Annotated in this window: 25 protein-coding genes; 16 read left to right on the forward strand and 9 right to left on the reverse strand. The window is 63.2% G+C overall.

The window, feature by feature from the left end; translation table 11 throughout:
* Positions 1-30: 30 nt before the first annotated feature.
* The gene (locus tag DM872_RS25840; protein WP_179062081.1) at positions 31-627 is read right to left on the reverse strand and encodes a cysteine hydrolase family protein; all 597 of its coding nucleotides are present in this window, start codon (positions 625-627) and stop codon (positions 31-33) included.
* A 224-nt stretch (positions 628-851) separates the two neighbouring features.
* On the opposite strand from DM872_RS25840, the gene prmB reads away from it, so the two are divergent.
* Entirely contained in the window at positions 852-1766 is a 915-nt protein-coding gene (prmB, locus tag DM872_RS25845; protein ID WP_179062082.1) for a 50S ribosomal protein L3 N(5)-glutamine methyltransferase, read from the forward strand.
* Positions 1767-1775: 9 nt separating this feature from the next.
* On the opposite strand, the gene DM872_RS25850 is transcribed toward prmB, so the two are convergent.
* Together DM872_RS25850 and DM872_RS25855 are read right to left on the reverse strand one after the other, a co-directional pair.
* The gene (locus DM872_RS25850) at positions 1776-2555 is read right to left on the reverse strand and encodes a hypothetical protein (RefSeq protein WP_179062083.1); all 780 of its coding nucleotides are present in this window, start codon (positions 2553-2555) and stop codon (positions 1776-1778) included.
* 107 nt (positions 2556-2662) lie between these two features.
* Positions 2663-3643 (reverse strand): alpha/beta hydrolase, encoded by a 981-nt coding sequence (locus DM872_RS25855; RefSeq protein ID WP_179062084.1) that lies wholly within the window; start codon positions 3641-3643, stop codon positions 2663-2665.
* A gap of 133 nt (positions 3644-3776) precedes the next feature.
* Here DM872_RS25855 and aroC point away from each other — a divergent pair, with 133 nt between their 5' ends.
* The 6 genes from aroC to DM872_RS25885 all read left to right on the forward strand — a co-directional run bounded on the left by aroC (position 3777) and on the right by DM872_RS25885 (position 8798).
* Positions 3777-4868, forward strand: coding sequence for a chorismate synthase (aroC, locus tag DM872_RS25860; RefSeq protein WP_179062085.1), 1092 nt, complete (start codon positions 3777-3779; stop codon positions 4866-4868).
* Complete coding sequence (locus DM872_RS25865; RefSeq protein WP_179062086.1) at positions 4865-6025, forward strand: MFS transporter; 1161 nt, start codon at positions 4865-4867, stop codon at positions 6023-6025. Before aroC ends, DM872_RS25865 begins: the two co-directional genes overlap by 4 nt.
* Positions 6022-6636, forward strand: a complete 615-nt coding sequence (locus DM872_RS25870) for a methylthioribulose 1-phosphate dehydratase (RefSeq protein WP_179062087.1) — start codon at positions 6022-6024, stop codon at positions 6634-6636. Before DM872_RS25865 ends, DM872_RS25870 begins: the two co-directional genes overlap by 4 nt.
* An 87-nt stretch (positions 6637-6723) precedes the next feature.
* Positions 6724-7269: a 1,2-dihydroxy-3-keto-5-methylthiopentene dioxygenase gene (locus DM872_RS25875; RefSeq protein WP_179062088.1), complete on the forward strand. Its 546-nt coding sequence runs from the start codon at positions 6724-6726 to the stop codon at positions 7267-7269.
* A 103-nt stretch (positions 7270-7372) separates the two neighbouring features.
* A complete protein-coding gene (gene mtnC, locus DM872_RS25880; protein WP_179062089.1) occupies positions 7373-8056 on the forward strand; it encodes an acireductone synthase in 684 nt (227 codons plus the stop codon).
* Positions 8057-8240: 184 nt separating this feature from the next.
* Positions 8241-8798 (forward strand): histidine phosphatase family protein, encoded by a 558-nt coding sequence (locus DM872_RS25885; protein WP_179062090.1) that lies wholly within the window; start codon positions 8241-8243, stop codon positions 8796-8798.
* 1 nt (position 8799) lies between these two features.
* Here the strand turns inward: DM872_RS25885 and DM872_RS25890 are convergent, their stop codons facing one another.
* Both DM872_RS25890 and DM872_RS25895 read right to left on the reverse strand, forming a co-directional pair.
* On the reverse strand, positions 8800-9300 hold the full coding sequence (locus DM872_RS25890; RefSeq protein ID WP_179062091.1) for a methylated-DNA--[protein]-cysteine S-methyltransferase: 501 nt from the start codon (positions 9298-9300) through the stop codon (positions 8800-8802).
* A 2-nt stretch (positions 9301-9302) separates the two neighbouring features.
* The gene (locus tag DM872_RS25895; protein WP_373273742.1) at positions 9303-10211 is read right to left on the reverse strand and encodes a DNA-3-methyladenine glycosylase family protein; all 909 of its coding nucleotides are present in this window, start codon (positions 10209-10211) and stop codon (positions 9303-9305) included.
* Positions 10212-10370: 159 nt separating this feature from the next.
* On the opposite strand from DM872_RS25895, the gene speE reads away from it, so the two are divergent.
* Positions 10371-11231 carry a polyamine aminopropyltransferase gene (gene speE / locus DM872_RS25900; protein WP_077526078.1) on the forward strand — a complete coding sequence of 287 codons (861 nt, stop codon included), beginning with the start codon at positions 10371-10373 and terminating at the stop codon, positions 11229-11231.
* Positions 11232-11500: 269 nt separating this feature from the next.
* Here speE and DM872_RS25905 read toward each other — a convergent pair whose 3' ends face one another.
* From DM872_RS25905 to rloA, 3 genes are read right to left on the reverse strand one after another with little or no spacing between them, the layout of a single operon-like run.
* Positions 11501-12487, reverse strand: coding sequence for an alpha-L-glutamate ligase-like protein (locus DM872_RS25905; RefSeq protein ID WP_179062092.1), 987 nt, complete (start codon positions 12485-12487; stop codon positions 11501-11503).
* Between the two features lie 3 nt (positions 12488-12490).
* Positions 12491-14017, reverse strand: coding sequence for an osmotic stress tolerance membrane protein RloB (gene rloB, locus DM872_RS25910; protein ID WP_120650216.1), 1527 nt, complete (start codon positions 14015-14017; stop codon positions 12491-12493).
* A gap of 5 nt (positions 14018-14022) precedes the next feature.
* Positions 14023-14559 carry a retropepsin-like aspartic peptidase RloA gene (gene rloA, locus DM872_RS25915; RefSeq protein WP_179062093.1) on the reverse strand — a complete coding sequence of 179 codons (537 nt, stop codon included), beginning with the start codon at positions 14557-14559 and terminating at the stop codon, positions 14023-14025.
* 303 nt (positions 14560-14862) lie between these two features.
* Here rloA and DM872_RS25920 point away from each other — a divergent pair, with 303 nt between their 5' ends.
* The 5 genes from DM872_RS25920 to prpF all read left to right on the forward strand — a co-directional run bounded on the left by DM872_RS25920 (position 14863) and on the right by prpF (position 21618).
* Positions 14863-15585: a GntR family transcriptional regulator gene (locus tag DM872_RS25920; RefSeq protein ID WP_179062094.1), complete on the forward strand. Its 723-nt coding sequence runs from the start codon at positions 14863-14865 to the stop codon at positions 15583-15585.
* Positions 15582-16466: a methylisocitrate lyase gene (gene prpB, locus DM872_RS25925; protein WP_179062095.1), complete on the forward strand. Its 885-nt coding sequence runs from the start codon at positions 15582-15584 to the stop codon at positions 16464-16466. The genes DM872_RS25920 and prpB overlap by 4 nt, the downstream gene beginning before the upstream one ends.
* A gap of 87 nt (positions 16467-16553) precedes the next feature.
* The gene (gene prpC / locus DM872_RS25930) at positions 16554-17711 is read left to right on the forward strand and encodes a bifunctional 2-methylcitrate synthase/citrate synthase (protein ID WP_179062096.1); all 1158 of its coding nucleotides are present in this window, start codon (positions 16554-16556) and stop codon (positions 17709-17711) included.
* A gap of 2 nt (positions 17712-17713) precedes the next feature.
* Positions 17714-20335, forward strand: coding sequence for a Fe/S-dependent 2-methylisocitrate dehydratase AcnD (gene acnD / locus DM872_RS25935; protein WP_179062097.1), 2622 nt, complete (start codon positions 17714-17716; stop codon positions 20333-20335).
* Positions 20336-20430: 95 nt separating this feature from the next.
* Entirely contained in the window at positions 20431-21618 is a 1188-nt protein-coding gene (gene prpF, locus DM872_RS25940) for a 2-methylaconitate cis-trans isomerase PrpF (RefSeq protein ID WP_179062098.1), read from the forward strand.
* A 53-nt stretch (positions 21619-21671) separates the two neighbouring features.
* Here the strand turns inward: prpF and ppsR are convergent, their stop codons facing one another.
* Positions 21672-22490 (reverse strand): posphoenolpyruvate synthetase regulatory kinase/phosphorylase PpsR, encoded by an 819-nt coding sequence (gene ppsR, locus DM872_RS25945; protein ID WP_077526069.1) that lies wholly within the window; start codon positions 22488-22490, stop codon positions 21672-21674.
* 164 nt (positions 22491-22654) lie between these two features.
* Between ppsR and ppsA the strand changes: the two genes are divergently transcribed.
* From ppsA to rraA, 3 genes are all read left to right on the forward strand, one after another.
* Positions 22655-25024, forward strand: coding sequence for a phosphoenolpyruvate synthase (gene ppsA / locus DM872_RS25950; RefSeq protein WP_179062099.1), 2370 nt, complete (start codon positions 22655-22657; stop codon positions 25022-25024).
* Between the two features lie 65 nt (positions 25025-25089).
* The gene (locus DM872_RS25955; protein ID WP_179062100.1) at positions 25090-26076 is read left to right on the forward strand and encodes an alpha/beta fold hydrolase; all 987 of its coding nucleotides are present in this window, start codon (positions 25090-25092) and stop codon (positions 26074-26076) included.
* Positions 26077-26418: 342 nt separating this feature from the next.
* Positions 26419-26907 (forward strand): ribonuclease E activity regulator RraA, encoded by a 489-nt coding sequence (gene rraA / locus DM872_RS25960; protein WP_077526066.1) that lies wholly within the window; start codon positions 26419-26421, stop codon positions 26905-26907.
* Positions 26908-26937: the final 30 nt, after the last annotated feature.

The following is a 26937-nucleotide window of genomic DNA, read 5'->3' on the forward strand; positions in this document are numbered from 1 at the left end:
TGTCGCGGGATGTAACGACGCTTCCCTGGATTAGATAAGCGCCTTGGCCTGCGGCACCACGCTGGCGAAGTTGTCGGCGAGTGCGATCACCTCGACACGGTGCATGTCTTCCGCGCTGATGACGCCGCCGTCGACGGTCGGCAGGTCGCGGGTTGCGCAGGCGGCGCTCACCAGCGTGCAGCGATAACCATAGTCCTTCGCAGCGCGGACCGTGGTGCTGATGCTGGAATGGGTCATGAAGCCGCAGACGATCAGGTCAAGATGGCCGATTGCCTGCAGGCGGTCGTGCAGGTCGGTGCCGGCGAAGGCGTTGGGCAGGCGCTTCTCGACGACGATCTCGCCCGGCAGGGGCGCGACTTCGGGCAGGTGCTCACCGCGCTCGCCGCGGGGGTCGAAGATGCCGCCAGGTACGCCAAGGTGCTTCACGTGGACAATGGCGCTACCCATGGTCCGGGCAGTGGCAAGGAGACTGGCGATTTCGCCGAGTGCGGCATCCAGGCCGGGCAGGGCAAGAACGCCGCTGCGGTACTCTTCCTGAGCGTCGATGATCACCAGGGTGGCATTGTTCAGACTGGCGGGCGGATAGCCACGGCCACTGAGCTGGAACATGGATTTCGGGGCGGACATGCGAATCTCCAAGTACGACATGGCCACCATTGTCCGCCCTGCGACGGAATAAGTGAACCATGGACCAAGGTCCAGTTGCCCTGCCAGGGCGTGACGGCCAGTTGCCGGGCAGCGGGGATCGCGGATCGAGCCGCAGATGGGCGCTTCCGTTCGTCGGCTGTCGCGGGCTGCCCCGGGGCGGCAGGGGTGATAGAATCTGCGGCCCGTTTCCTGAGGTAGTTGCCGTGTCTGAATCCCGCCTGCGCACCCTGCGTGATTACATCCGCTGGGCTGTCAGCCGTTTCCATGCTGAGAACCTGTTCTTCGGTCACGGCACCGACAACGCCTGGGATGAGGCTCGCCAACTGGTACTCGGCGCGCTGCACCTGCCCTATGAGATTTCCGACAGCTATCTGGATTGCCGTCTGGAAGAAGACGAGTGCGTCCGCCTGCGCGAGTTGCTGCACCGGCGTATCGAAGAGCGCGTGCCGGTGGCCTACCTGCTCGGCGAAGCCTGGTTCTGTGGAATGCCCTTCGTCGTGGACGAGCGGGTTCTGGTGCCGCGTTCCCCCATCGCTGAACTGATCCAGCAGCATTTCGCGCCCTGGCTGCCCCAGGAGCCGGCACGCGTGCTCGACCTTTGCACGGGCTCTGGCTGTATCGGCATTGCTTGCGCTCATACCTTCCCCGAAGCCGAGGTGGTGCTGGGCGATCTCTCGTTCGACGCGCTGGAGGTGGCCAACCTGAACATCGAGCGCCACGGCCTGGAGGATCGGGTCTATACCGTGCAGGGCGACGGCTTCGATGGATTGCCGGGGCAGCGCTTCGACCTGATCGTTTCCAATCCGCCTTACGTGGATGCCGAAGACTTCGCCGACATGCCGGCCGAATACCAGCATGAGCCCGAACTGGGCCTGGCCTGCGGCAATGACGGCCTGGACCTGGTGCGGCGCATGCTGGCCGAAGCGGCCGATCACCTGACCGAGAAAGGTTTGCTCATCGTGGAAGTGGGCAACAGTCAGGTGCATATGGAGGATATCTACCCGGAGGTGGACTTCCTCTGGCTGGACTTCGAGCACGGTGGCCACGGGGTATTCATGCTCAGCGCCAAGCAGTGCCGGGAGCACCAGGCGCTGTTCCGCTCGCGCTTGAATCCCTGACCCGTCGGGTCAGCGGGTTGTGATCCAGATCAGCAGGCCAGCCTGGAAAACCGCAAAGGCCACCAGGCACGCAATGGTAAAGCGCAGTCCGCTGTCCTCTCGCTTGTAGACGGCGATGCGCTCTTCCAGTTTGCGAATTTCCACTTCCTGCCGATGCAGGTTCTGATCCGCCTGTTCGAGCATTGCAGCGGCTTCCTGCAGCCCCACCAACTGGACCTTCTCGCGATGCCAGTCGCCGTGCAGCTCGCTGAGCCGCCCGGCGCCGTAACTGGCTTTGAGCTGTAGGTTGTCCAGGTACTCGATCCCGAAGCCTTGCGCCTTGAGCACATGGTCGCGGCGCAGGCGCGCATCGTTGTCCAGGGCATCCTTGGCCGGCAGGGCGCCACCTTCGACGCGATAGTGCGCCCAATGCTGCTTGGCCCAGGCGATGCCCTGGGCCAGGAGGAAGCGGCCCAGACCGCGGTTCTGTGGCTCCAGGTTCAACCCGTTTTCCGGGCCGAAGCGAACTCGCTTGCCGCGGTGGTCCACCCAGACTTCCAGCAAATTCTGCTCCTTGCGCACTTTCTGCCCGGGAAGTCCGACGCTCAGGCGCAGCACGCTCTGCTCCTTGCTGTGGCGTTCCACGCGTCCGAGTTCGACAAAGCGCAGCGGTCGTGAGCCGGTGTGCCGGTCGATTGGGAGGGGCGCGAGCCGTAGCAGGTCGAACTGTTCCGCCGCCAGCTCGGACCACGGATGGGGCTGGGGGGCGGCTTCTTCGACGCTCTGCTGTTCGGCGGGGCTTTCGGTCATCGGGAAGTACCTTGTAAGGGCCGGTGGCGATGAAGCTGGTACGTCAGTGCAATATTCTGCGCGCAACTGCCCTTATTAGGCGAGATTTCCTACAGAACCTTTCGCCTTTATCGACTGACTTTCGAGTTTCTGGAGTCGAACTGCTGCTGAATGAACGCCAGGATGCGTTCGCCCAGTTCCCGAGCCAGGGGCAGGTTCGGGTTACCGTAGGAGGCCAGTTGCTGCTCCATGTCCATGGGGACGATGCGCAACATGTGGTTCATGCCTTCGATGATCGCCAGCTCCGCGTCAGGCCGTGCGGCCTTGAGCTGCTCCGCGTCGCTCACGCTGACCTGGATGTCGTGGCTGCCCTGCAGGATAAGCGCCGGGATACGCAGTCGACCGAAGGCTTCGGACGGGTCCTGACGGAACAGGGAAATCAAGTAAGGCTGCACGCTGGGCCGGAACAGCACTTCCAGCGATTGCGGCACCTCGGGCACTTGCTGGCCCGCACGCAGACTGGCCAGCAAGGCTTCGCTCTGGCGCAGAAGTGGCGGCGGCAGGCGGCTCTGCAACTGGTCGCGCAACAACTGGTCGATGGGGCGGGCGCTGCCGGAGATGCTCACCAGCGCATCCGCGCCGGCCGCTTCCGCTGCCAGGCTGGCAATCAGCGCGCCCTCGCTGTGGCCGATGAGGATGAGTCGCGAGAAGCGCGGGTCATGTTTCAGGCGTTGGCCCCATGCCGCCGCATCGCGGGCATAGAGTTCGATGCTGAGTTGGCGTTCGTCGGTGCCGGCGTCCTGGCTGCCGGCAATGCCGCGCTTGTCGTAGCGCACGCTGGCGATGCCATTGCGGGCGAGCAGTTGGGCGAGTTTCTTCAGGCTGTTGTTGCGTCCGCCGAGTGGGTTGTTGCCGTCGCGGTCGGTGGGGCCGGAGCCGGCGATGATCAACGCCACCGGTACCGGTTGATCGGTCTTCGGGCGAAGCAGGGTGCCGCGCAATACGCCATTGCCGGTGTCCAATTCGATGGGACGTTGCAGCACGCTCTGGGGGGCGGCCTGGGCCAGGCTGGCGAGGAGGGGAAGGAGTAGAAGGAAGAGTCGCAGCATCGGGACGGAGTCGGTTGTCGGTTGGCGGGTTGGACGTGACTGGCGGCGCAAGGTTCGAGGGGTGAACTGGCCAGGCGCCGCGGGTATACTGCTCGACCTTCGAATCGAGGCCCATTTCTGCGGAGCACTGTGCATGTCCGGCAACACCTACGGCAAGCTGTTCACCGTCACCACCGCTGGCGAAAGCCATGGTCCGGCGCTGGTCGCCATAGTCGACGGCTGCCCGCCGGGGCTGGAACTGTCCCTCGAGGACCTGCAACGTGATCTCGATCGCCGCAAGCCGGGCACCAGCCGCCATACCACCCAACGACAGGAAGCCGATGAGGTGGAAATCCTCTCCGGCGTTTTCGAAGGCAAGACCACCGGCTGCTCGATTGGCCTGCTGATCCGCAACACCGACCAGAAGTCCAAGGACTACTCGGCGATCAAGGACCTGTTCCGCCCGGCCCACGCCGATTACACCTACCACCACAAGTACGGCATCCGCGACTACCGTGGCGGTGGCCGTTCCTCGGCGCGGGAAACTGCCATGCGCGTGGCCGCTGGTGCCATCGCCAAGAAATTCCTGGCCACCCAGGGCATCACCGTGCGCGGCTACATGAGCCAGCTCGGCCCGATCGAGATCCCCTTCAAGACCTGGGATTCGGTGGAGCAGAACGCTTTCTTCAGCCCCGACCCGGACAAGGTACCCGAGCTGGAGGCCTACATGGACCAACTGCGCCGTGACCAGGATTCGGTGGGCGCGAAGATCACCGTCGTCGCCGAAGGCGTGCCGCCGGGGCTGGGCGAGCCGATCTTCGACCGCCTGGATGCCGAACTGGCCCATGCACTGATGAGCATCAACGCCGTCAAGGGCGTCGAGATCGGGGCCGGCTTCGACAGCGTAGCCCAGCGTGGTACTCAGCACCGCGATGAGCTGACCCCGGAAGGATTCCTCAGCAACAACGCTGGCGGCATCCTCGGCGGTATTTCCTCCGGCCAGCCAATCGTCGCCAACCTGGCGCTGAAGCCCACCTCCAGCATCACCACCCCCGGCCGCTCGATCGACATCAATGGCAACCCGGTGGACGTGGTCACCAAGGGCCGTCATGACCCCTGCGTGGGCATCCGGGCAACCCCGATCGCCGAAGCCATGATGGCCATCGTGCTGATGGACCACCTGCTGCGACATCGTGCGCAGAACGCCGACGTGCGGGTCGCAACCCCGGTGCTCGGCCAGCTGTGACCGGCAGCGCGAACGCGCTGCCCTATTGGCGGCTGTCCAGCTTCTATCTCTTCTATTTTTCCCTGCTGGGCGCCACGGCGCCCTTCCTTGGCCTGTACTTCGCGCACCTGGGCTTTTCCAGTGCGCGCATCGGCGAGCTGCTGGCCATCCCGATGCTGATGCGTTGCGTGGCGCCCAACCTCTGGGGCTGGCTGGGTGATCGCAGTGGCCGTCGCCTGGATATCGTGCGCTTCGGCGCGTTCTGCACGCTGCTGACCTTCTCGCTGATCTTCGTCAGCCACAGCTATGCATGGCTGGCCCTGATCATGGCCCTGCACGCGTTCTTCTGGCATGCGGTGCTGCCGCAATTCGAAGTGATCACCCTGGCGCACCTGCGCGAGCAGGCCGCGCGCTACAGCCAGGTTCGGCTGTGGGGCTCCATCGGCTTCATTCTCACGGTGATTGGCCTGGGCACGCTGTTCGAGCTGTTCAGCCTGGATCTCTATCCCTGGGCGCTGGTCTTCATCATGGCGGGAATCGTCCTCAGCAGCTTCTGGGTACCCAATGCAGTTCCCCAGGCGCGGCCGGACACGCCGGGGCAGGGTGGTTTCCTGGCCCAACTGCGCCAGCCGGGTGTATTGGCCTTCTATTTATGTGTGGGGCTGATGCAGTTGTCTCACGGGCCTTACTACAGCTTCCAGACCATTTATCTCGAATCCCTCGGCTACTCGCGAAGCCTGATTGGCCAACTCTGGGCGCTGGGCGTTGTGGCCGAGGTGCTCCTGTTCATCGTGATGGCTCGCATCCTGGCGCGCTACTCGGTACGAGTGGTGCTGCTGGCCAGCTTCCTGATCGCTGCCCTGCGCTGGTTGCTGATCGGTAACTTCGCCGACCAGTTGCCGGTGCTGCTGTTCGCCCAACTGTTGCACGCCGCCACCTTCGGCAGCTTTCACGCGGCCGCCATCCATTTCGTGCAACGTCGTTTCGGACCGCGCCAACAGGGCCAGAGCCAGGCGCTCTACGCAGCACTCGCCGGTACCGGCGGAGCGCTGGGTGCACTTTACTCGGGCTACAGCTGGAGCAGCCTGGGACCGGTCTGGACTTACGCCATCGCCAGTCTCGCGGCGCTTGCCGCAGCCGTTATCATTGCCACCCAATTGCAAGAGGAGCGGGCATGAATCGCCAGAAACTCGCCCAGGAAATCATCGACGCCGGCCGCTTCCTGTACGGTCGCGGCTGGTCGCCAGCCACCAGCAGCAACTACTCGGCAAGGCTTTCCGCCACCGAGGCGCTGCTGACCGTCTCCGGCAAGCACAAGGGTGAACTCGGCCCGGACGACGTGCTGGCCACCGACCTGGATGGCAACAGCCTGGAACCGGGCAAGAAGCCATCGGCGGAAACTCTGCTGCACACCCAGCTCTATCGCTGGAAGCCGGAAATCGGTGCTGTGCTGCACACCCACTCGGTCAATGCCACCGTGTTGTCGCGCCTGACCCTGGCCGATTCGCTGGTGTTCGCCGACTACGAGCTGCAGAAGGCCTTCAGTGGCATCAGCACCCATGAATCGCAGGTGCTGGTGCCGATCTTCGACAACGACCAGGACATCGCTCGCCTGGCCACCCAGGTGCAACCCTGGCTGGACGAGCATCCGGACTGCGTCGGATACCTGATCCGAGGACATGGCCTCTATACTTGGGGGCCGCGCATGAGCGATGCCCTGCGCCAGGTCGAAGCCTTCGAATTCCTCTTCGAATGCGAACTGAAGACGCTCTCGATCACCCAGCGCTGAAGCTTCCTTCGCACGAAGATGCCTGACTGACAACGGTGCCGTCCCACCCGCCAGAGAGCCGGGAGGACGCCCGCAAGGAGTACCCAGATGAGCAGCCTGACCGTCTACCACGAATCCAGCCCCGACCTGCCGAACAAGGTCCTGACCCACCTGGATGATATCGCCTCGACCCTCGCGTCCGTCGGTGTGCACTTCGAGCGCTGGGAGGCTTCCGCGCCCATCACGCCGGGTGCCAGCCAGGACGAGGTGATCGCCGCCTATCGCCCGCAGATCGACCGGCTGATGCAGGAGCAGGGCTACGTAACCGTCGACGTGGTCAGCCTGGCCAGCGACCACCCGCAAAAGGCGGAGCTGCGCGCCAAGTTTCTCGACGAACACCGCCATGGCGAAGATGAGGTGCGCTTCTTCGTTGCCGGGCGCGGCCTGTTCACCTTGCACATCGACGACTACGTCTATGCCGTGCTCTGCGAGAAGAACGACCTGATCTCCGTACCGGCCGGCACCCGCCACTGGTTCGACATGGGTGAACATCCGCACTTCGTCGCCATCCGCCTGTTCAACAACCCGGAAGGCTGGGTCGCCCAGTTCACCGGCGACGAGATCGCCAAGCGCTTCCCACAGCTGGAAGACTGATCCCGGCCTCGGTAGGGGCGAGCTTGCTCGCGAACCGTCCCCGCGGTTTCGCCAGCAAGCTGGCTCCTACGACGGCAACTTTCGATTCACCTGGAGTTTCCCAATGCCCATCAAGGCCATCCTCACCGACATCGAAGGCACCACCAGCGCGGTGAGCTTTGTCTTCGACGTGCTCTTCCCCTTCGCTGCACGCCACCTGCCTGAGTTTGTCCTGACCCACGCCGACGAACCGGCGGTGGCACATCAGATCGACGCGGTGCGCGCGGAAAGTGGCGAAACCGGGGCCAGCGTGGAACGGGTCGTGGAAATCCTCCACGGCTGGATTGCCGAAGACCGCAAGGCCACGCCGCTCAAGGCCCTGCAGGGCATGGTCTGGGAGCAGGGCTATCGCGCCGGCCAGCTCAAGGGGCATGTCTACCCGGATGCCGTGGAAGCGCTAGGTCGCTGGAAACAGGAAGGCTACGCGCTCTACGTTTACTCCTCCGGTTCCATCCAGGCCCAGAAGCTGATTTTCGGCTGCTCCGAGGCGGGCGACCTGACGCCGCACTTCTCCGGCTACTTCGACACGACCTCTGGACCCAAGCGCGAGGCTGCGTCCTATCAGCGCATCGCCGCTGCCATCGGCCGACCCGGCGAGGAGATTCTCTTCCTCTCCGACGTGGTCCAGGAGCTGGATGCCGCCCGCGAGGCCGGCATGCAGACCATCGGCCTGGCGCGCGAGGGTGGCGTGCTTGAGGGCCACGAAACGGTGGCGAGCTTCGCGGTGATCGATCTGGCGCGTTTCTGACTCTTCCTGAAATCGTCTGACGGAGCACGAGGAAGGCTTCGATCGGCCGATCTATCCTTGGGGTGACTGCATCCACCTGGGAGCGTCCCCCCATGGATTCCTGCCTTTGCATCGATACGGATAGCCCCGCCCCGGGCCTGTACAGGGCAACCCGCGACCGGACGGTGCAACTGGCGGCCAGGCAATGACCCGCCTACTGGTCCTGATGATGGTGGCGCTGCTGGCAGTGCCGGCGGCTGCTGACCAGAAGTCGGCCTGGCAGGCGCTGCGCGAGGGCAAGGCGTTTCTCCTGCTGCGCCATACCACCGCCCCCGGCACCGGCGACCCGGAAGGCTTCCGCCTGGGCGATTGCAGTACCCAGCGCAATCTCAGCGACAAGGGGCGCCAGGAAGCTCGGCGCTGGGGCAAGTTGCTGGTGCGGCGCAAGGTCGAACAGCCACGTCTCTACACCAGCACCTGGTGTCGCGCGCAGGACACCGCGCAGGAGATGGGGCTAGGGGCGGTCGAAACCCTGTCGGCGCTGGATTCCTTCTTCAGCGACCCCGACAGCCAGGCGGCGCAGACGGTGGAGTTGCGCAAGGCCATCGACAAAGTGCCCAAGGATCGCCCGGTGGTGATGGTCAGTCACCAGGTGAACATCAAGGCCCTGACCGGGGTCGCGCCCAAGAGCGGGGAGGGGCTGATCATCGAGCTGCCGCTGGCTGATCCACCGAAGGTATTGGCGCGCGTTCGCCAGCCTTGAATCAGATCAGCAGCAACTGGTCCTGTTCCGGCTGCAGCTTCACGCCTTCCAGCTTGAGTAGCAGTGCCTTGCGCGGCAGGCCGCCGGCATATCCGGTCAGGCTGCCATCGCGGCCGATGACCCGATGGCAGGGAATGATGATGGAAATGGGATTGGCGCCGTTGGCGGTTCCTACCGCACGTACCGCTTTCGGATTGCCGAGTCGTTCTGCCAGTTCGCTATAGCTGGTGGTTTGACCGTAGGGAATCTGCAGGAGGGCCTGCCAGACTCGCTGCTGGAACGGCGTGCCGCGGGGAGCCAGCGATAGGTCGAAGCGTTTCAGGCGGCCCTCGAAATAGCGCTCCAGCTGGCGGCAAGGTTCGTCCAGCCGTCGTCCGGCTGCCTCCCAGCTTTCGTCCGGGTAGCCGCGCCCTTCGTTGTCCATATAGAGCATCTGCAGGCCGGACTCGTCGCCTGCCAGCAGCAGAGGGCCGGTGGGACTTTCGTGATAGCGGAAATACATCTTCATTGCTCCTCTGCGTAGCTCTGCCAGAGATAGACGGCGGCGTAGGCGCGCCAGGGTCGCCACTGTTCGGCGCGGCTGGCCAGTTCCTTCGCGCTGATCCCGCCGGGGCCCCAGAGTGGCGACTTGAGCAGGCCCAGGTCGGCGGTGGGGAAGGCGTCCGGCTGACCAAAGGCGCGCAGGGCGATGTACTCGGCCGTCCAGCGGCCGATGCCGGGCAGGGCGCAAAGGCGTTCAACCAGGGCTTCGACGCCGGCGGCCAGGCTCAGTTCCAGGCTGCCGTCGGCTACTGCCCCGGCGAATCGGCGCAATGTGTCGACACGTTTGCCGGGCATGCCGATGCCGGGTAGCGGATCGTCGGCGATGGCTTGTGGGGTAGGGAAGAGTCGCTGCGGTCCGTGGTCTTCTGCGTCCACTAGTGGCTCGCCAAGGCGCTCCACCAGGCGTCCAGCGATAGTCACGGCGGCCTTTACCGTCACCTGCTGGCCGATGATGGTGCGCACTCCTTGCTCGAATGGGTCGAAGGCGACCGGTAGGCGCAGGCCCGGAAAGCGGGCCAGCAGATCCTGTAGCAATGGATCGCGGCCCAGGTGATGGGCGATGGCGGCCGGGTCGCTGTCCAGGTCGAACATCTGGCGAACGCGCGGTGCCAGTCGGGGCGCAAGGTCCTGGGCCGAGGGGCTCAGCTCCAGCTCCAGGGCACCGGGCAGTGGTCGCAGGCGAAACCAGCCGCTGCGCTCACCCAGTCGGAAGCTGCGGCAGTAACTGTCGGAGGTCAGCTGCTCGACACCCGGTAGACGGCGCAAGGCGAAATGTTGCTGGAACTGCTTCCAGCTCCAGGGCTCGAAGTATTCAAGGCGCATGGGCTTGATGGGCTCGCTGGAATCTGGAAAGGGAGCGTTAGCGGTCATGGTGCGACGATATCCTCCTGGCGCCGCGTCGTCTCTGCAAAACTGACTTTCAAATTCTCCCGCCGCGGTTCGACCTGACATCCAAGCCACAGTAGAATGCGCGCCTTTTCATGGGGCGGTGGCACCGTCCGCTATTACAGCCAGCAGGGGAGACAACCCATGGGCGATTATCAGGAAACTCTCTACGACGGTTACGGCCAGCGCTTCCGCATGGACAAGCTGCTGCACGAAGTGCGCACGGAGCACCAGCACCTGGTGATCTTCGAGAACTCGCGCATGGGGCGTGTCATGGCCCTCGACGGCGTGATCCAGACCACCGAGGCGGACGAGTTCATCTATCACGAGATGCTCACCCACGTACCGATCCTCGCCCATGGGGCGGTGAAGAGCGTCCTGATCATTGGCGGCGGCGACGGCGGCATGCTGCGCGAAGTGAGCAAGCATCGCGATATCGAGCGCATCACCATGGTCGAGATCGATGGCACCGTGGTCGAGATGTGCAAGGAGTTCCTGCCGAACCACTCCAAGGGCGCCTATGACGATCCGCGCCTGAACCTGGTGATCGACGACGGCATGCGCTTTGTCGCCACCACCCAGGAGAAGTTCGACGTCATCATCTCCGACTCCACCGATCCCATCGGTCCGGGCGAGGTGCTGTTCTCCGAGAACTTCTACCAGGCCTGCCGCCGCTGCCTGAACGACGGCGGCGTGCTGGTCACCCAGAACGGCACTCCCTTCATGCAGCTTGGCGAAGTGCAGACCACTGCCGGCCGCATGGACAGCCTGTTCGCCGACTGGCACTTCTACCAGGCCGCGGTGCCGACCTACATCGGCGGCGCCATGACCTTCGCCTGGGGCGCTACCGACGCCGAGCTGCGCAAGCTTCCGGTGGAGACCCTGCGCCAGCGCTATGCCGGCAGCGGTATCGTGACCCGCTACTACAACCCGGAAATCCACGTCGGTGCCTTCGCCCTGCCGCAGTACGTGCTGCACGCGGTGAACAAGCCGAGCAACGATTGAGGTTGCGCGGGTAATGAAGAAAGGGGCCGAATGGCCCCTTTTTTGTTTCCGCTGTTCGTAGGGTGGATGGCGCTTCTTCATCCACCATCGGTGCCCAGCCAAGCCACCAATGGTGGACCGGTAAAGCCTTGTAGGAGCGAGCTTGCTCGCGAACAGTCCGTGCACGATCTTTCGCGAGCAAGCTCGCTCCTACAGGAAGGCAGAGCCGGTGACTCAGGTTCAAATGAAAAAGCCCGGCACTTGGCCGGGCTTTTCCTCGAAGCGGTGAATCAGATCTCCGTCGGCCGCACGAAGCCGAAGAGCTCCTGGGAAAAGCGCACGCGTTCTTCCGGTGTCTCCTGGATGTCCTTGGCCTTCAGCTCTTCGAGGCGGGCCTCGACGGCATGGGCGCGGTGGGTCAGGCCGCAGTCGTTGGCGATCTGGATGTTCAGGCCGGGGCGGGCGTTGAGCTCGAGGATCAACGGGCCCTTGTCCTGGTCCAGCACCATGTCGACACCGATGTAGCCCAGGCCGCACAGCTCGTAGCAACCGGCCGCCAGCTTCATGAAGCCGTCCCAGTTGGGCAACTGCACGCCGTCCACCGCATTGGTGGTGTCCGGATGCTTGGCGATCTTGTTGTTCAGCCAGGTGCCGCGCAGGGTGACGCCGGTGGCCAGGTCCACACCGACGCCGATGGCGCCCTGGTGGAGGTTGGCCTTGCCGTTGGACTGCCGGGTCGGCAGGCGCAGCATCGCCATCACCGGATAGCCCATCAGCACGATGATGCGGATGTCCGGTACACCTTCGTAGCTGATGCTCTTGAAGATCTGGTCCGGGGTCACGCGGTACTCGATCAGCGCACGGTCACGGTGACCGCCGAGGGAATAGAGACCGGTGAGGATCGAGGAAATCTGGTGCTCGATTTCCTCGTGGCTGATGATCTTGCCGGAGACCGTCTTGTAGCGGCCTTCGAAGCGGTCGGCGATCACCAGGATGCCGTCGCCGCCGGCGCCTTGCGCCGGCTTGATCACGAAGTCGTTACGCTCGCCGATGATCTCGTCGAGCTTCTCGATTTCCTTCTCGGTGGAGATGACGCCGTACATTTCCGGTACGTGAATCCCCGCCTCGATGGCGCGCTGCTTGGTGATGATCTTGTCGTCGACGATCGGGTACAGGTGCCGTTTGTTGTACTTCAGCACATAGTCCGCGTTTCGCCGATTGATGCCCATGATGCCTTTGGCTTCGAGGGCTTTCCACGTCTTGATCAGGCCGAACATGGCTCAGTCCTTCAGGAAGGCTTTGAAGCGGAAGAGCTCGGTCAGGCGGTAGCCGCGGTAGCGACCCATCGCCAGCATGAAGCCCACCATGATCAGCAGCACGGCCGGGAAGGTGAAGATGAAGTAGGTCAGCTCCGGCACGGTCATCAGCAGGTGCGCCAGGGTGGCCGCGACCAGGGTGCCGATGGCCACCTTGAAGGCATGGCCGCCGCCGCGCTCTTCCCAGGTGATGGACAGGCGTTCGATGGTCATGGTCAGGATCACCATCGGGAACAGGGCGACGGACAGGCCGCGCTCCAGGCCGAGCTTGTGGCTCAGCAGGCTGATGACGGCGATCAGTACCACCACGAACGTCAACACCACCGATAGTCGCGGCAACATCTGTAGCTTCAGATGTTCGAGATAGGAACGTAGCGACAGGCCGAGTGCCGTGATGATGGTGAACAGCACGATGCCGAAGCCCAGCTGCGTTTCGCGGAAGGCGAGGGCGATCAGAACCGGGGTGAAGGTACCCAGGGTCTGCAGGCCGCCGAGGTTACGCAGGATCAGGATCACCAGCACGCCGATCGGGATCATGATCATGATCTGGTAGGTCTGCTGGGTCTGCAGCGGCAGGCCGTAGAGCGAGTACTCGAGGAAGTCGGCGTCGGTGTTCTCGTCGGTCAGCTTGGCCAGGCGGATGGCGTTCATCTCGCTGTTGTTCATGCTGAAGGTCACCTGGACCTTCTTGCCGCCGTCGACGGTGATCAGGTTGTCGTCACCGGTCCACCAGATCAGGCGGTCGCTGGGCAGGCCCTGCTCGCCGGTGTCCGGGTTGAAGTACAGCCAGTTCTCGCCGTTGAAGCTGCGCAGCCAGAGCTCGGGGCTCTGGGCCTGTTCGCTCATCAGGCGAATGGTGTGGACGCGCTCCATCGGCACGTGGGCGATGGACAGCAGCAGCTCGATGGCCTTGGCCTTGTTCGGGGTGCCGGTGTCGCCGGCCAGCAGCAGCTTGACGTTGTCATCGTTCAGGTTGTTGACCCGCTTGATGGTCTCGCTGATGAAGGTCTCGACGTCAGCCGAGTGCTGGCGGATGGGCGCCAGCAGGGCTTCGGCGGCGATCTTCTCGGGGCCTTCCACCGGAATGCTGTCGCGGAAGATCGGACCCTTGTCCTTGGGCTTCTCGCCGCTGTAGCGCTTGGTCAGTACCAGGCGGTAGTAGAGGGTCTGGTTGCCACTGGCGCGACGGGCCGACCAGGTCACCTTGCGGTTGCCGTCGGCGCGATTGATGCTCACCCCATAGTTGTTGGAGATGAAGCTCTCGTTGAGGCTGACGTAGTCCCGGTTCAGCGGCGGAACGAACATCTGGACCTTGACCGGATCGCGCGGATTCGCCTGGAACTCGACCTTGGCGTCGATGTTCCAGAGGTCGTCGGTCGCATCCTCGGTGATCGGAATGCCCTGGATGAATATCTGGTAGGCCGTTATCAGAACGCCCAGGCTCACCAACAGGGTGATCAGGACTTTCAGATGCAGGGTAAGAGAGCGCATGTGGGTTACTCGTCAGAGTTTGCGTCGGTGGCACAGCCGGGTTTGCCGGCAGCGTATTTAAGGCTCGGGTCGACCAGTGCATCGAAGCGCTTGAGCGCCTCGGAACCGATCAGAAGCGGGTATTGGAAAGCACTACGGTCGGTCAGGTTCACTTCGATCTGCCGCAGGGCCTTGCCCATGCACACTTCCAGTTCGATGACCGGGCGTGCGGTGTAGGTCTTGCCTTCGTCGGGGTTGAAGTCCCCGGCGCGGCGTTTGATCTTGCTGATTCGGGCCAGGGGGCGCTCGATCGGATGTTCGTGGGCGTCGTCGATAGCCAGGTAGAAGCGCACCCAGGTCTCACCGTCCTTCTTGAAGCGCTTGATATCGCGCGCACTGAGGGATGCGGTCTTGGCACCGGTGTCGAGCTTGGCGGCGACCTCCAGGTCGAGATCCTTCAGCTTGGCGTATTCATTGAGACCGTAGACGGTCTTCTCGGTGGCGAAGCCAAGTCCGGGGAGGGCAAGCAGGCAGGCAAAGGGGGCGAAGGGCTTGAGTGTCATAAGTCCTTTGAGCGTAACGCGGTCATCGGTCCAGGAGCCCGGCCCACGGCCATCTTGGCTGCGGCGCCTGGTCTGGGAGTCTAGCAGGCAAGTCATTGGCGCCCAGACTGGCGCTGGCGGCGCGCATTCTAACACGCGGATTTTCCGGTGCGACAGACGCTTATGGCTTCAGATGCTGGAGCGTGATGCGTACCCAAATTTTCAGCTATTAGACAGATTGTCGACAATTGGTCGGCGATTGTTTGACATGGCTGGGTTGGTAGGGGTAGTTTTGCGCCATCAAACAACAATGTGTCGACAATCATGATTGACGCTCCTGAAGCCACCGTTACTGATCAGCTGGACTCGGAAACCCTCTCCGAGAGCGTATTCCGGCGCATCCAGACGGCCATCGTGCGTGGCGAGATCGCTCCGGGCAGCAAGATCTCCGAGCCCGAGCTGGCGCGGACCTACGGAATCAGCCGTGGCCCCCTGCGCGAGGCGATCCATCGCCTGGAAGGGCAACGCCTGCTGGTACGTGTGCCCCACGTCGGTGCGCGGGTGGTGTCCCTCGGCCATGCCGAGCTGATTGAGCTGTACGAAATTCGCGAATCCCTGGAAGGCATGGCCTGCCGCCTGGCCGCCGAGCGCATGAGCCAGGCCGAGATCGACGAGCTGCGCCGGGTGCTGGATACCCACGAACGCGACGAGGCCTTCCAGGCCGGACGCGGCTACTACCAGCAGGAAGGCGACTTCGACTTCCACTACCGGATCATCCAGGGCAGCGGCAACCAGACCCTGACCAAAATGCTTTGTGGCGAGCTGTACCAGCTCGTGCGCATGTACCGACTACAGTTTTCTTCCGTGCCGAACCGGCCGCGTCAGGCCTTCAACGAGCACCACCGAATTCTCGATGCCATCGCCGATCGTGACGGCGAACTGGCCGAGTTGCTGATGCGCCGTCACATCGGTGCCTCCAAGCGCAATATCGAGCGCCACTACCAGGAAGCGCTCGCCAACCCGTCCAAAACACGAGGTGAGTCATGAGTCAGAAAACCGCCGGCCAGCGCTTCCGCGACGCCATCGCCGAAGAACATCCTCTGCAGGTCATCGGCGCCATCAACGCCAACCATGCGCTGCTGGCCAAGCGCGCCGGCTTCAAGGCCATCTACCTGTCCGGCGGCGGTGTCGCCGCGGGTTCGCTGGGCCTGCCGGACCTGGGCATCAACACCCTCGATGACGTGCTCACCGACGTACGCCGCATCACCGACGTGTGCGACCTGCCGCTGCTGGTGGACATCGACACCGGCTTCGGCCCAAGCGCCTTCAACATCGAGCGCACCGTCAAGAACCTGATCAAGGCTGGCGCGGCCGCTGCCCACATCGAAGACCAGGTTGGCGCCAAGCGCTGCGGTCACCGTCCGGGCAAGGAGATCGTTTCCACTGAGGAAATGGTCGATCGCGTCCGTGCCGCTGCCGATGCCAAGACCGATCCGGCGTTCTTCCTGATCGCCCGCACCGACGCCATCCAGGCTGAAGGCGTAGACGCCGCCATCGAGCGCTGCCAGCAGTACGTGGAAGCGGGTGCGGACGCCATCTTCGCCGAAGCCGCCTACGACCTGCCGACCTACAAGCGCTTCGTCGATGCGCTGGGCGTACCGGTGCTGGCCAACATCACCGAGTTCGGCGCGACCCCGCTGTTCTCGCGCGATGAGCTGGCTTCGGTCGGCGTCGCCATCCAGCTTTATCCGCTGTCGGCCTTCCGTGCCGCCAACAAGGCAGCCGAGGCTGTTTACACCACGATTCGCCGCGACGGCCATCAGAAGGAAGTCATCGACCTGATGCAGACCCGCGCGGAACTGTACGACCGCATTGGCTACCACGCCTTCGAGCAGAAGCTCGACGCGCTGTTCGCTGCCAAGAAGTAACCGGAAGTGGGCCGCCCCCTCATTAATGGGGCGGCCTGCGGAATAACAAGACTCAAACTACCGGATTGAAATGAGGAGAATCACGCGATGAGCGCTTCCGAAACCACTACTGCCTTCAAACCGAAGAAGTCCGTGGCCCTGAGTGGCACCGCCGCTGGCAACACCGCTCTGTGCACCGTTGGCCGTACCGGCAATGACCTGCACTACCGTGGCTACGACATTCTCGATTTCGCCAACGCCTGTGAGTTCGAGGAAATCGCTCACCTGCTGGTGCACGGCAAGCTGCCGAACGTCGCTGAACTGGCCGGCTACAAAGCCAAGCTGAAGGCCCTGCGCGGCCTGCCGGCTGGCGTCAAGGCTGCCCTTGAGCAACTGCCGCCGTCCGCCCACCCGATGGACGTGATGCGTACCGCCGTCTCCGTGCTGGGCTGCCTGTCCCCGGAAAAGGATGACCACAACCATCCGGGCGCTCGCGATATCGCCGACAAGCTGATGGCTTCCCTCGGCTCCGCGCTGCTCTACTGGTACCACTTCAGCCACAACGGCAAGCGCATCGACGTCGAGACCGACGACGACTCCATCGGCGGTCACTTCCTGCACCTGCTGCACGGTGAGAAGCCGCGCGACTCCTGGGTCCGCGCCATGCACACCTCGCTGATCCTCTACGCCGAGCACGAATTCAACGCCTCCACCTTCACCTCCCGTGTGATCGCTGGCACCGGCTCCGACATGTTCTCCTGCATCACCGGCGCCATTGGCGCGCTGCGTGGGCCGAAGCACGGCGGCGCCAACGAAGTGGCCTTCGAAATCCAGAAGCGCTACGACAACCCGGACGAGGCGGAAGCCGATATCCGCGCCCGCGTCGAGAAGAAGGAAGTGGTGATCGGCTTCGGCCATCCGGTCTACACCGTGTCCGACCCGCGCAACAAGGTGATCAAGGAAGTCGCTCGCGAACTCTCCGCCGAGCAGAAGAACACCAAGATGTACGACATCGCCGAGCGCCTTGAGTCGACCATGTGGGAAATCAAGAAGATGTTCCCCAACCTCGATTGGTTCAGCGCCGTCAGCTACCACATGATGGGCGTGCCCACCGCCATGTTCACGCCGCTGTTCGTGATCGCCCGTACCTCCGGCTGGTCCTCCCACGTCATCGAGCAACGCATCGACGGCAAGATCATCCGCCCGAGCGCCAACTACGTCGGCCCGGAAGACCTGAAGTTCGTGCCCCTCAAGGACCGCGCCTAATCATGAATAGCCAATACCGCAAGAGCCTGTCGGGCACGGCGCTCGACTACTTCGATACCCGCGAGGCGGTGGATGCCATCGCTCCGGGTGCCTACGCCACGCTGCCGTACACCTCCCGCGTGCTGGCCGAGCAACTGGTGCGTCGCTGCGACCCGGCCATGCTGACCGATTCGCTCAAACAGCTGATCGAGCGCAAGCGCGACCTCGACTTCCCCTGGTACCCGGCCCGCGTGGTCTGCCATGACATCCTCGGGCAGACCGCCCTGGTGGACCTGGCCGGCCTGCGCGACGCCATCGCCGAGCAGGGCGGTGATCCGTCCAAGGTCAATCCGGTGGTGCCGACCCAGCTGATCGTCGACCACTCGCTGGCCGTGGAATTCGGCGGCTCCGATCCGGATGCCTTCGAGAAGAACCGCGCTGTCGAAGAGCGCCGCAACGAGGACCGCTTCCACTTCATCGAGTGGACCAAGACTGCGTTCAAGAACGTCGATGTGATCCCGGCCGGCAACGGCATCATGCACCAGATCAACCTGGAGAAAATGAGCCCGGTGATCCAGGCGCGTGGCGGCGTGGCCTTCCCCGACACCTGCGTCGGCACCGACAGCCACACCCCGCACGTGGATGCGCTTGGCGTGATCGCCATCGGCGTGGGCGGCCTGGAAGCGGAAACCGTGATGCTCGGCCGCGCGTCGATGATGCGCCTGCCCGACATCGTCGGCGTCAAGCTGACTGGCAAGCGCCAGCCTGGCATTACCGCCACCGATATCGTCCTGGCCCTGACCGAGTTCCTGCGCAAGGAGAAGGTGGTGGGCGCTTACGTCGAGTTCTTCGGCGAAGGTGCTGACAGCCTGTCCATCGGTGACCGCGCCACCATTTCCAACATGTGCCCGGAATACGGCGCTACCGCGGCGATGTTCTACATCGACCAGCAAACCATCGACTACCTCAAGCTGACTGGCCGCGAGCCGGAGCAGGTGGAGCTGGTGGAGAACTACGCCAAGACCACCGGTCTGTGGGGCGATGCGCTGGTCACCGCCGAGTACGAGCGCGTGCTGCAGTTCGACCTGTCCAGCGTGGTGCGCAACATGGCGGGTCCTTCCAACCCCCATCGTCGCCTGCCGACTTCCGCGCTGGCCGAGCGCGGTATCGCCGACGAGGCGAAGCTGGAGGCCGGCAAGGCCGAGGAAGCTGATGGCCTGATGCCGGATGGCGCGGTGATCATCGCCGCCATCACCAGTTGCACCAACACCTCCAACCCGCGCAACGTCGTGGCCGCGGGTCTGCTGGCGAAGAAAGCCAACGACCTCGGTCTGGTGAGCAAGCCCTGGGTGAAGACTTCGTTCGCACCGGGTTCCAAGGTTGCCAAGCTGTACCTGGAAGAATCCGGCCTGCTGCCGGAACTGGAGAAGCTCGGCTTCGGCATCGTTGCCTATGCCTGCACCACCTGTAACGGCATGTCCGGTGCTCTGGATCCGGTGATCCAGCAGGAAATCATCGACCGTGACCTCTACGCCACCGCCGTGCTGTCGGGTAACCGCAACTTCGACGGTCGTATCCATCCGTACGCCAAGCAGGCCTTCCTGGCCTCGCCGCCGCTGGTGGTGGCCTACGCGATTGCCGGCACCGTGCGCTTCGACATCGAACAGGATGTGCTGGGCCATGACCTGGCCGGCAACCCCGTCACCCTGAAGGACCTGTGGCCGAGCGACGAGGAGATCGACGCCATCGTCGCCGCCTCGGTGAAGCCCGAGCAGTTCAAGCAGATCTACATCCCGATGTTCGACCTCGGCACCGTGAAGGAAGCCGAGAGCCCGCTGTACGACTGGCGGCCGATGAGTACCTACATCCGCCGTCCGCCGTACTGGGAAGGCGCCCTGGCCGGCGAGCGCACCCTCAAGGGCATGCGTCCCCTGGCTGTGTTGCCGGACAACATCACCACCGACCACCTGTCGCCGTCCAACGCCATCCTGGCCAACTCGGCGGCTGGCGAGTACCTGGCGAAAATGGGCCTGCCCGAGGAGGACTTCAACTCCTACGCCACCCACCGCGGCGATCACCTGACCGCGCAGCGCGCCACCTTCGCCAACCCGCAGCTGGTGAACGAAATGGCCGTGGTCGACGGCGAGGTGAAGAAGGGTTCCCTGGCGCGCGTCGAGCCGGAAGGCAAGGTCATGCGCATGTGGGAAGCCATCGAGACCTACATGGATCGCAAGCAGCCGCTGATCATCATCGCCGGCGCCGACTACGGCCAGGGTTCGTCCCGTGACTGGGCGGCCAAGGGCGTGCGCCTGGCGGGTGTCGAGTCGATCGTGGCCGAAGGCTTCGAGCGCATCCACCGCACCAACCTGATCGGCATGGGCGTGCTGCCGCTGGAGTTCAAGCCGGGTACCACCCGCAAGACCCTCGGCATCGACGGCACCGAGACCTTCGACGTGATCGGTGAGCGCAAGCCGCGTGCCGACCTGACCCTGGTCATTCGCCGTACCAATGGCGAATCCCTCAAGGTGCCGGTGACCTGCCGCCTGGATACCGCCGAAGAGGTGTCGATCTACGAGGCTGGTGGCGTGCTGCAGCGCTTCGCTCAGGACTTCCTCGAGTCCTCCTCGCAGAAAGCCGTCGGCTAGCCCATCTGTAGGAGCGAGCTTGCTCGCGAACGACCCCGTAGCGGGGCTTCAATCGCGGGCAAGCCCGCTCCTACCAATGCCAACAGGACATGAGAATGGCCCACGTACCCCAAGTGAAAATCCCCGCCACCTACATCCGTGGTGGTACCAGCAAGGGCGTGTTCTTCCGCCTGCAAGACCTGCCCGAGCGCTGCCAGGTGCCCGGCGAAGCGCGTGACAAGTTGTTCATGCGAGTGATCGGCAGTCCCGACCCGTACTCTGCGCATATCGACGGCATGGGCGGCGCCACTTCCAGTACCAGCAAATGCGTGATCCTGTCGAAGAGCAGTCAGCCGGATCACGACGTCGACTACCTCTACGGTCAGATTTCCATCGACAAGGCCTTCGTCGACTGGAGCGGCAACTGCGGCAATCTCTCTACCGCCGCTGGCGCCTTCGCGCTGCATGCCGGGCTGGTGGATCCTGCGCGGATTCCCGACAACGGGACCTGCGTGGTGCGCATCTGGCAGGCCAACATCAAGAAAACCATCATTGCCCATGTGCCGGTCACCAATGGCCAGATCCAGGAAACCGGCGACTTCGAACTCGACGGCGTGACCTTCCCGGCAGCGGAAATCGTGCTGGAGTTCCTCGATCCGTCTGACGACGGCGAAGAGGGCGGTTCGATGTTCCCGACCGGAAACCTGGTGGACGACCTGGAAGTGCCCGGTGTCGGCACCTTCAAGGCGACCATGATCAGCGCCGGCATCCCGACCGTGTTCGTCAACGCCGAGGACATCGGCTACACCGGCGCCGAGCTGCGCGAAGCCATTAACGGCGATTCCGAGCAGTTGGCGCGCTTCGAGAAGATCCGCGTCGCGGGCGCCCTGCGAATGGGTCTGATCAAGACCCCTGAAGAAGCGGCGACCCGCCAGCACACGCCGAAGATCGCCTTCGTCGCCCCGGCGAAGAATTACCGCACGTCCAGTGGCAAGGAAGTACAGGCAGGTGAAATCGATCTGCTGGTGCGCGCGCTGTCCATGGGCAAGCTGCACCACGCGATGATGGGCACTGCTGCCGTGGCCATCGGCACTGCTGCGGCCATTCCCGGTACCCTGGTAAACCTCGCGGCCGGTGGCGGCGAGCGCAGCGCCGTGCGTTTCGGGCATCCGTCGGGCACTTTGCGTGTGGGCGCCGAAGCCTGCCAGGTAGACGGTCAGTGGCAGGTCACCAAGGCCATCATGAGCCGCAGTGCGCGGGTACTGATGGAAGGATGGGTTCGCGTGCCTGGCGATTCCTTCTAAAAAGGGAATCGTGAAAAAGCCCGCCGAAGCGGGCTTTTTCATCAACGTCTGGCTTACTTGAGCCGGCGTTCGACGCCTTTCTCCACCAGGATCTTGGCGGAAATCTCTTCTACCGAGAAATGTGTGGAGTTGATGAAGGTGATGTTCTCGCGGCGGAAGAGGTTTTCCACCTCGCGTACTTCGAACTCGCACTGGGCGAAGCTGGCGTAGCGACTGTTGGGTTTGCGCTCGTTGCGGATAGCGGTGAGGCGGTCCGGGTCGATGGTCAGGCCGAACAGCTTGTTCTTGTACTTTTTCAGGGCGGCGGGGAGTTGCAGGCGCTCCATATCCTCTTCGGTAAGCGGATAATTTGCGGCACGAATTCCGTATTGCATTGCCATATATAGGCAGGTCGGAGTCTTTCCGCAGCGGGACACGCCGACGAGGATCAGGTCGGCCTTGTCGTAGTAGTGCGTGCGGGCACCGTCGTCGTTGTCCAGGGCGAAGTTCACCGCCTCGATCCGCTCCATGTAATTGGTGTGGTGACCAATCGAGTGAGATTTGCCGACCGAGTAGGACGAATGTGAGGTAAGTTCTTGTTCCAGCGGCGAAAGGAAGGTCGAGAAGATGTCGATCATGAAGCCGTTGGAAGTGGCCAGGATGTCGCGGATTTCCTGGTTTACGATGGTGTCGAAGATGATCGGGCGGGCCCCGTCCACCTCCGCAGCCTTGTTGATTTGCTGTACCATGGCGCGCGCTTTTTCAACGCTGTCGATATAGGGCCGCGTGATCTTGTTGAAGGTGATGGTTTCGAACTGCGCCAGGAGGCTCTGGCCAAGGGTTTCCGCAGTGATACCGGTACCGTCGGAAATGAAGAAAGCGGTTCGTTTCATTTGCGCCAAAGGCCTTAAGTCAGGATCGATTCTTGGCTATGATAGGCCGCGTTTTTCGCCAGGCCCGAGCCGGTCGGCATTGTGACGTATTTTTCTGGACTAGCGCCAGAACGCTGCGGAGCTGTTCCGCATGAGCTTTTCCAACAAATAGTGGAGAGATCACCTTGGTAGAGTACGTAGTTTCCCTCGATAAGCTCGGCGTTCACGATGTTGAGCATGTGGGGGGCAAGAACGCATCCCTGGGCGAGATGATCAGCAATCTGGCTGGTGCCGGTGTTTCCGTTCCCGGTGGTTTCGCCACTACTGCCCAGGCCTACCGTGACTTCCTCGAGCAGAGCGGCCTGAATGAGCGCATCCATGCTGCCCTCGATGCCCTGGACGTAGATGACGTCAATGCCCTCGCCAAGACTGGCGCGCAGATCCGCCAGTGGGTGATGGACGCCGAGTTCCCGACCCGTCTGGATGCGGAAATTCGCACCGCCTTTACCGCGATGGCCGCTGGTAACGACAACATGGCCGTTGCCGTGCGCTCCTCCGCCACCGCCGAAGACCTGCCTGACGCATCCTTCGCCGGCCAGCAGGAAACCTTCCTGAATATCCGTGGCGTGGACAACGTGATCCGCGCTGCCAAGGAAGTCTTCGCTTCCCTGTTCAACGACCGCGCCATCGCCTACCGCGTACACCAGGGCTTCGACCACAAGCTGGTCGCACTGTCCGCTGGCGTACAGCGCATGGTCCGCTCGGAAACCGGCACCGCCGGCGTGATGTTCACCCTGGATACCGAATCCGGTTTCCGTGACGTGGTGTTCATCACCTCCGCCTACGGCCTCGGCGAGACCGTGGTGCAGGGCGCCGTCAACCCCGACGAGTTCTACGTGCACAAGGCGACCCTGGAAATCGGTCGTCCCGCCATCCTGCGCCGCAACCTGGGCAGCAAGGCAATCAAGATGGTCTACGGCGAGGAAGCCAAGGCCGGCAAGTCGGTGAAGACCGTGGACGTGGATCGCGCCGATCGCGCCCGCTTCTCCCTGTCCGACGCCGAAGTGACCGAACTGGCCAAGCAGGCCCTGATCATCGAGAAGCACTACGGCCGCCCGATGGACATCGAGTGGGCCAAGGACGGTGACGACGGCAAGCTGTACATCGTGCAGGCCCGTCCGGAAACCGTGAAGAGCCGTTCCAGCGCCACCGTGATGGAGCGCTACCTGCTCAAGGAAAAGGGCAAGGTCCTGGTGGAAGGCCGTGCCATTGGACAGCGCATCGGCGCCGGCCAGGTTCGCGTGATCCACGACGTATCCGAGATGGACAAGGTCCAGCCGGGCGACGTGCTGGTCTCCGACATGACCGACCCGGACTGGGAGCCCGTGATGAAGCGCGCCAGCGCTATTGTCACCAACCGCGGTGGCCGTACCTGCCACGCGGCGATCATCGCCCGTGAGCTCGGTATTCCTGCAGTCGTGGGTTGCGGTAACGCCACCCAGGTGCTTCAGGATGGCCAGGGCGTAACCGTTTCCTGCGCCGAGGGTGACACTGGCTTCATCTTCGAAGGCCAACTGGGCTTCGATATCCGCACCAACTCCGTCGATGCCATGCCCGACCTGCCGTTCAAGATCATGATGAACGTCGGCAACCCGGATCGCGCCTTCGATTTCGCCCAACTGCCCAACGAGGGCGTGGGCCTGGCCCGCCTGGAATTCATCATCAACCGCATGATCGGCGTGCACCCGAAGGCGCTGCTGAACTTCGCCAGCCTGCCGGCGGAGATCAAGGAAAGCGTCGAGAAGCGCATTGCCGGCTACAACGACCCGGTTGGCTTCTACGTCGAGAAACTGGTCGAAGGCATCAGCACCCTGGCCGCAGCCTTCTGGCCGAAGAAGGTCATCGTGCGCCTGTCGGACTTCAAGTCCAACGAGTACGCCAACCTGATCGGCGGCAAGCTGTACGAGCCGGAAGAAGAGAACCCGATGCTGGGCTTCCGCGGTGCTTCCCGCTATATCAGCGAGTCCTTCCGCGACTGCTTCGAACTGGAATGCCGTGCGCTGAAGAAAGTGCGCAACGAGATGGGCCTGACCAACGTCGAGATCATGGTTCCGTTCGTGCGGACCCTGGGCGAGGCGAGCCAGGTGGTCGAGCTGCTGGCCAGCAATGGTCTGAAGCGCGGTGAGAATGGCCTGAAAGTCATCATGATGTGCGAGCTGCCGTCCAACGCGCTGCTGGCCGATGAATTCCTGGAATTCTTCGATGGCTTCTCCATCGGCTCCAACGACCTGACCCAGCTGACCCTGGGTCTGGATCGCGACTCCGGCATCGTCGCCCACCTGTTCGACGAGCGTAACCCGGCGGTCAAGAAGCTGCTCGCCAACGCCATTTCCGCCTGCAACAACGCTGGCAAGTACATTGGCATCTGCGGCCAGGGCCCGTCCGACCACCCGGATCTGGCCAAGTGGCTGATGGAGCAGGGCATCGAGAGCGTGTCCCTGAACCCTGACTCCGTGTTGGATACCTGGTTCTTCCTGGCGGAAGGTCAGGCCTGATCCTCGTAAGTCGAAACAAAAAGGGCGGGTTTGATACCCGCCCTTTTTTTGTGCAAGCAGCAATCATGCAAAGCAGTAGCGAACTCTTTCCCGTTGCGCTGATAAGCGCGGAACTCCGTGGCGATCTGACCGAAGACGTCTATCGCCTGAAACCCGGCAATAGTCCCGACGCCAGTGTCGAGCTGGTCCTGACGCGTCTTGGCCTTCTTGGCCAGGAGGACGCTCGGGGTGTGCCGGTCATCCTGGTCCACGGCAGTTTTTCCAATCGCCGGTTCTGGTATTCGCCCAAAGGACTGGGGCTTGGACCCTATCTGGTCCGCGCCGGCTTCGATGTGTGGATCGCCGAGATGCGCGGTCACGGCCTGTCGCCACGCAACCAGCATTACCGCCGCAACCGTGTGGCCGACTATGCACGCTTCGATCTGCCCGCCATTGCGGCCTTCGTTCGCGAGCAATGCGGCCAGGCACCGCACTGGATAGGGCATTCCCTGGGCGGCACGACCCTTGCGGCTGCCTTGGGCGGGCACTATCTGGGCGACGAGGACGTGGCGTCCGCCGCGTTGTTCGGCAGCCAGGTCAGTCGGGTCTACTGGCCGCTGAAAGTACCGCCGGTGGCCTGGGGTGGGCGAATGCTGCTCAAACGATTCCAGGTGCTTTCGGGGTCGCGCCTCAAGCGCGGACCGGAAGACGAACCCATCGGTCTCGTCCTGGAGAGCATGCGTTGGCACGGCCTGTTCGGTCGATTTGGCGATACCGAGCAGGATTGGTGGGCCGGGTTGGCGGATGTGCGCGTCCCTGTGCTGGGTGTGGCAGCGGCGGGCGACCTGCAGGATCCTGTCTGGGCATGTCGCAAGCTGGTGGAGCAAGTACCTCGGGAGTACAGCCATTTCCTCCGTCTGGCGAAGGACGAGGGATTCAGCGACGACTTCGGCCACATTGAAATGCTGGTGAGCAAGGTTGCCGAACGTGAAGTCTGGCCGCTGGTTGCCCACTGGCTGGAGCACCTGTGTCTGCCCGCGACAGCATCGTCGGCGGAGGGCGTGGCGCTCTAGTCCGCCGCCGGCCCGTAGTTTCTGGTTTCGGGTGCTGGAAGGCTGTGCTAAAGATGGCGGGGATCACTGAGCGGCGAGGCTTCGCATTCGTCGCGGTGGGGCAATTGATTGGCGTCTTCCGCTGCGCGGATGGCAGTTGTTGCGGATCGTCGTTGATCAGCAGCCGATCCTCAGGGAAAATCGCAGCCCAAATAAGGGGTGCGCCGTTCTGCTGAGCGCCATTAGGAGGTACGCAAGTGGTCCTCCGGTCAATGCGAATTGCCCGCCGTTGCAGCGTCTGACGCTGACCTATGACGGCGACCGCATCGGTCTCGATCTGTAACTGCTATCAAGGAGATGTCCATGCAATACGTTACCCCTGATCTGTGCGATGCCTATCCGGAGCTGGTCCAGGTCGTCGAGCCCATGTTCAGCAACTTCGGCGGGCGCGATTCCTTCGGCGGCGAAATCGTCACCATCAAGTGCTTCGAGGACAACTCCGTAGTCAAGGAGCAGGTCGATCTGCCCGGCAAAGGCAAAGTGCTGGTGGTTGATGGGGGCGGTTCCCTGCGTCGTGCCCTGCTGGGCGACATGCTTGCCGAGAAAGCTGCGAAGAACGGTTGGGAAGGCATCGTTGTCTACGGCTGCATCCGCGACGTCGATGTGATCGCCCAGACCGACCTCGGCGTCCAGGCCCTGGCCAGCCACCCGATGAAGACCGACAAGCGCGGCATCGGCGACCTGAATGTGGTGGTCACCTTTGGTGGCGTGACCTTCCGCCCAGGCGAGTACGTGTACGCGGACAACAACGGCATCATCGTTTCGCCCGAACCGCTGCAGATGCCGGCCTGATTAAAAGAGCCCGGCGATGCCGGGCTTTTT

The sequence above is a fragment of the Pseudomonas taiwanensis genome, assembly GCF_013393345.1.
GTDB lineage: Bacteria > Pseudomonadota > Gammaproteobacteria > Pseudomonadales > Pseudomonadaceae > Metapseudomonas > Metapseudomonas resinovorans_C.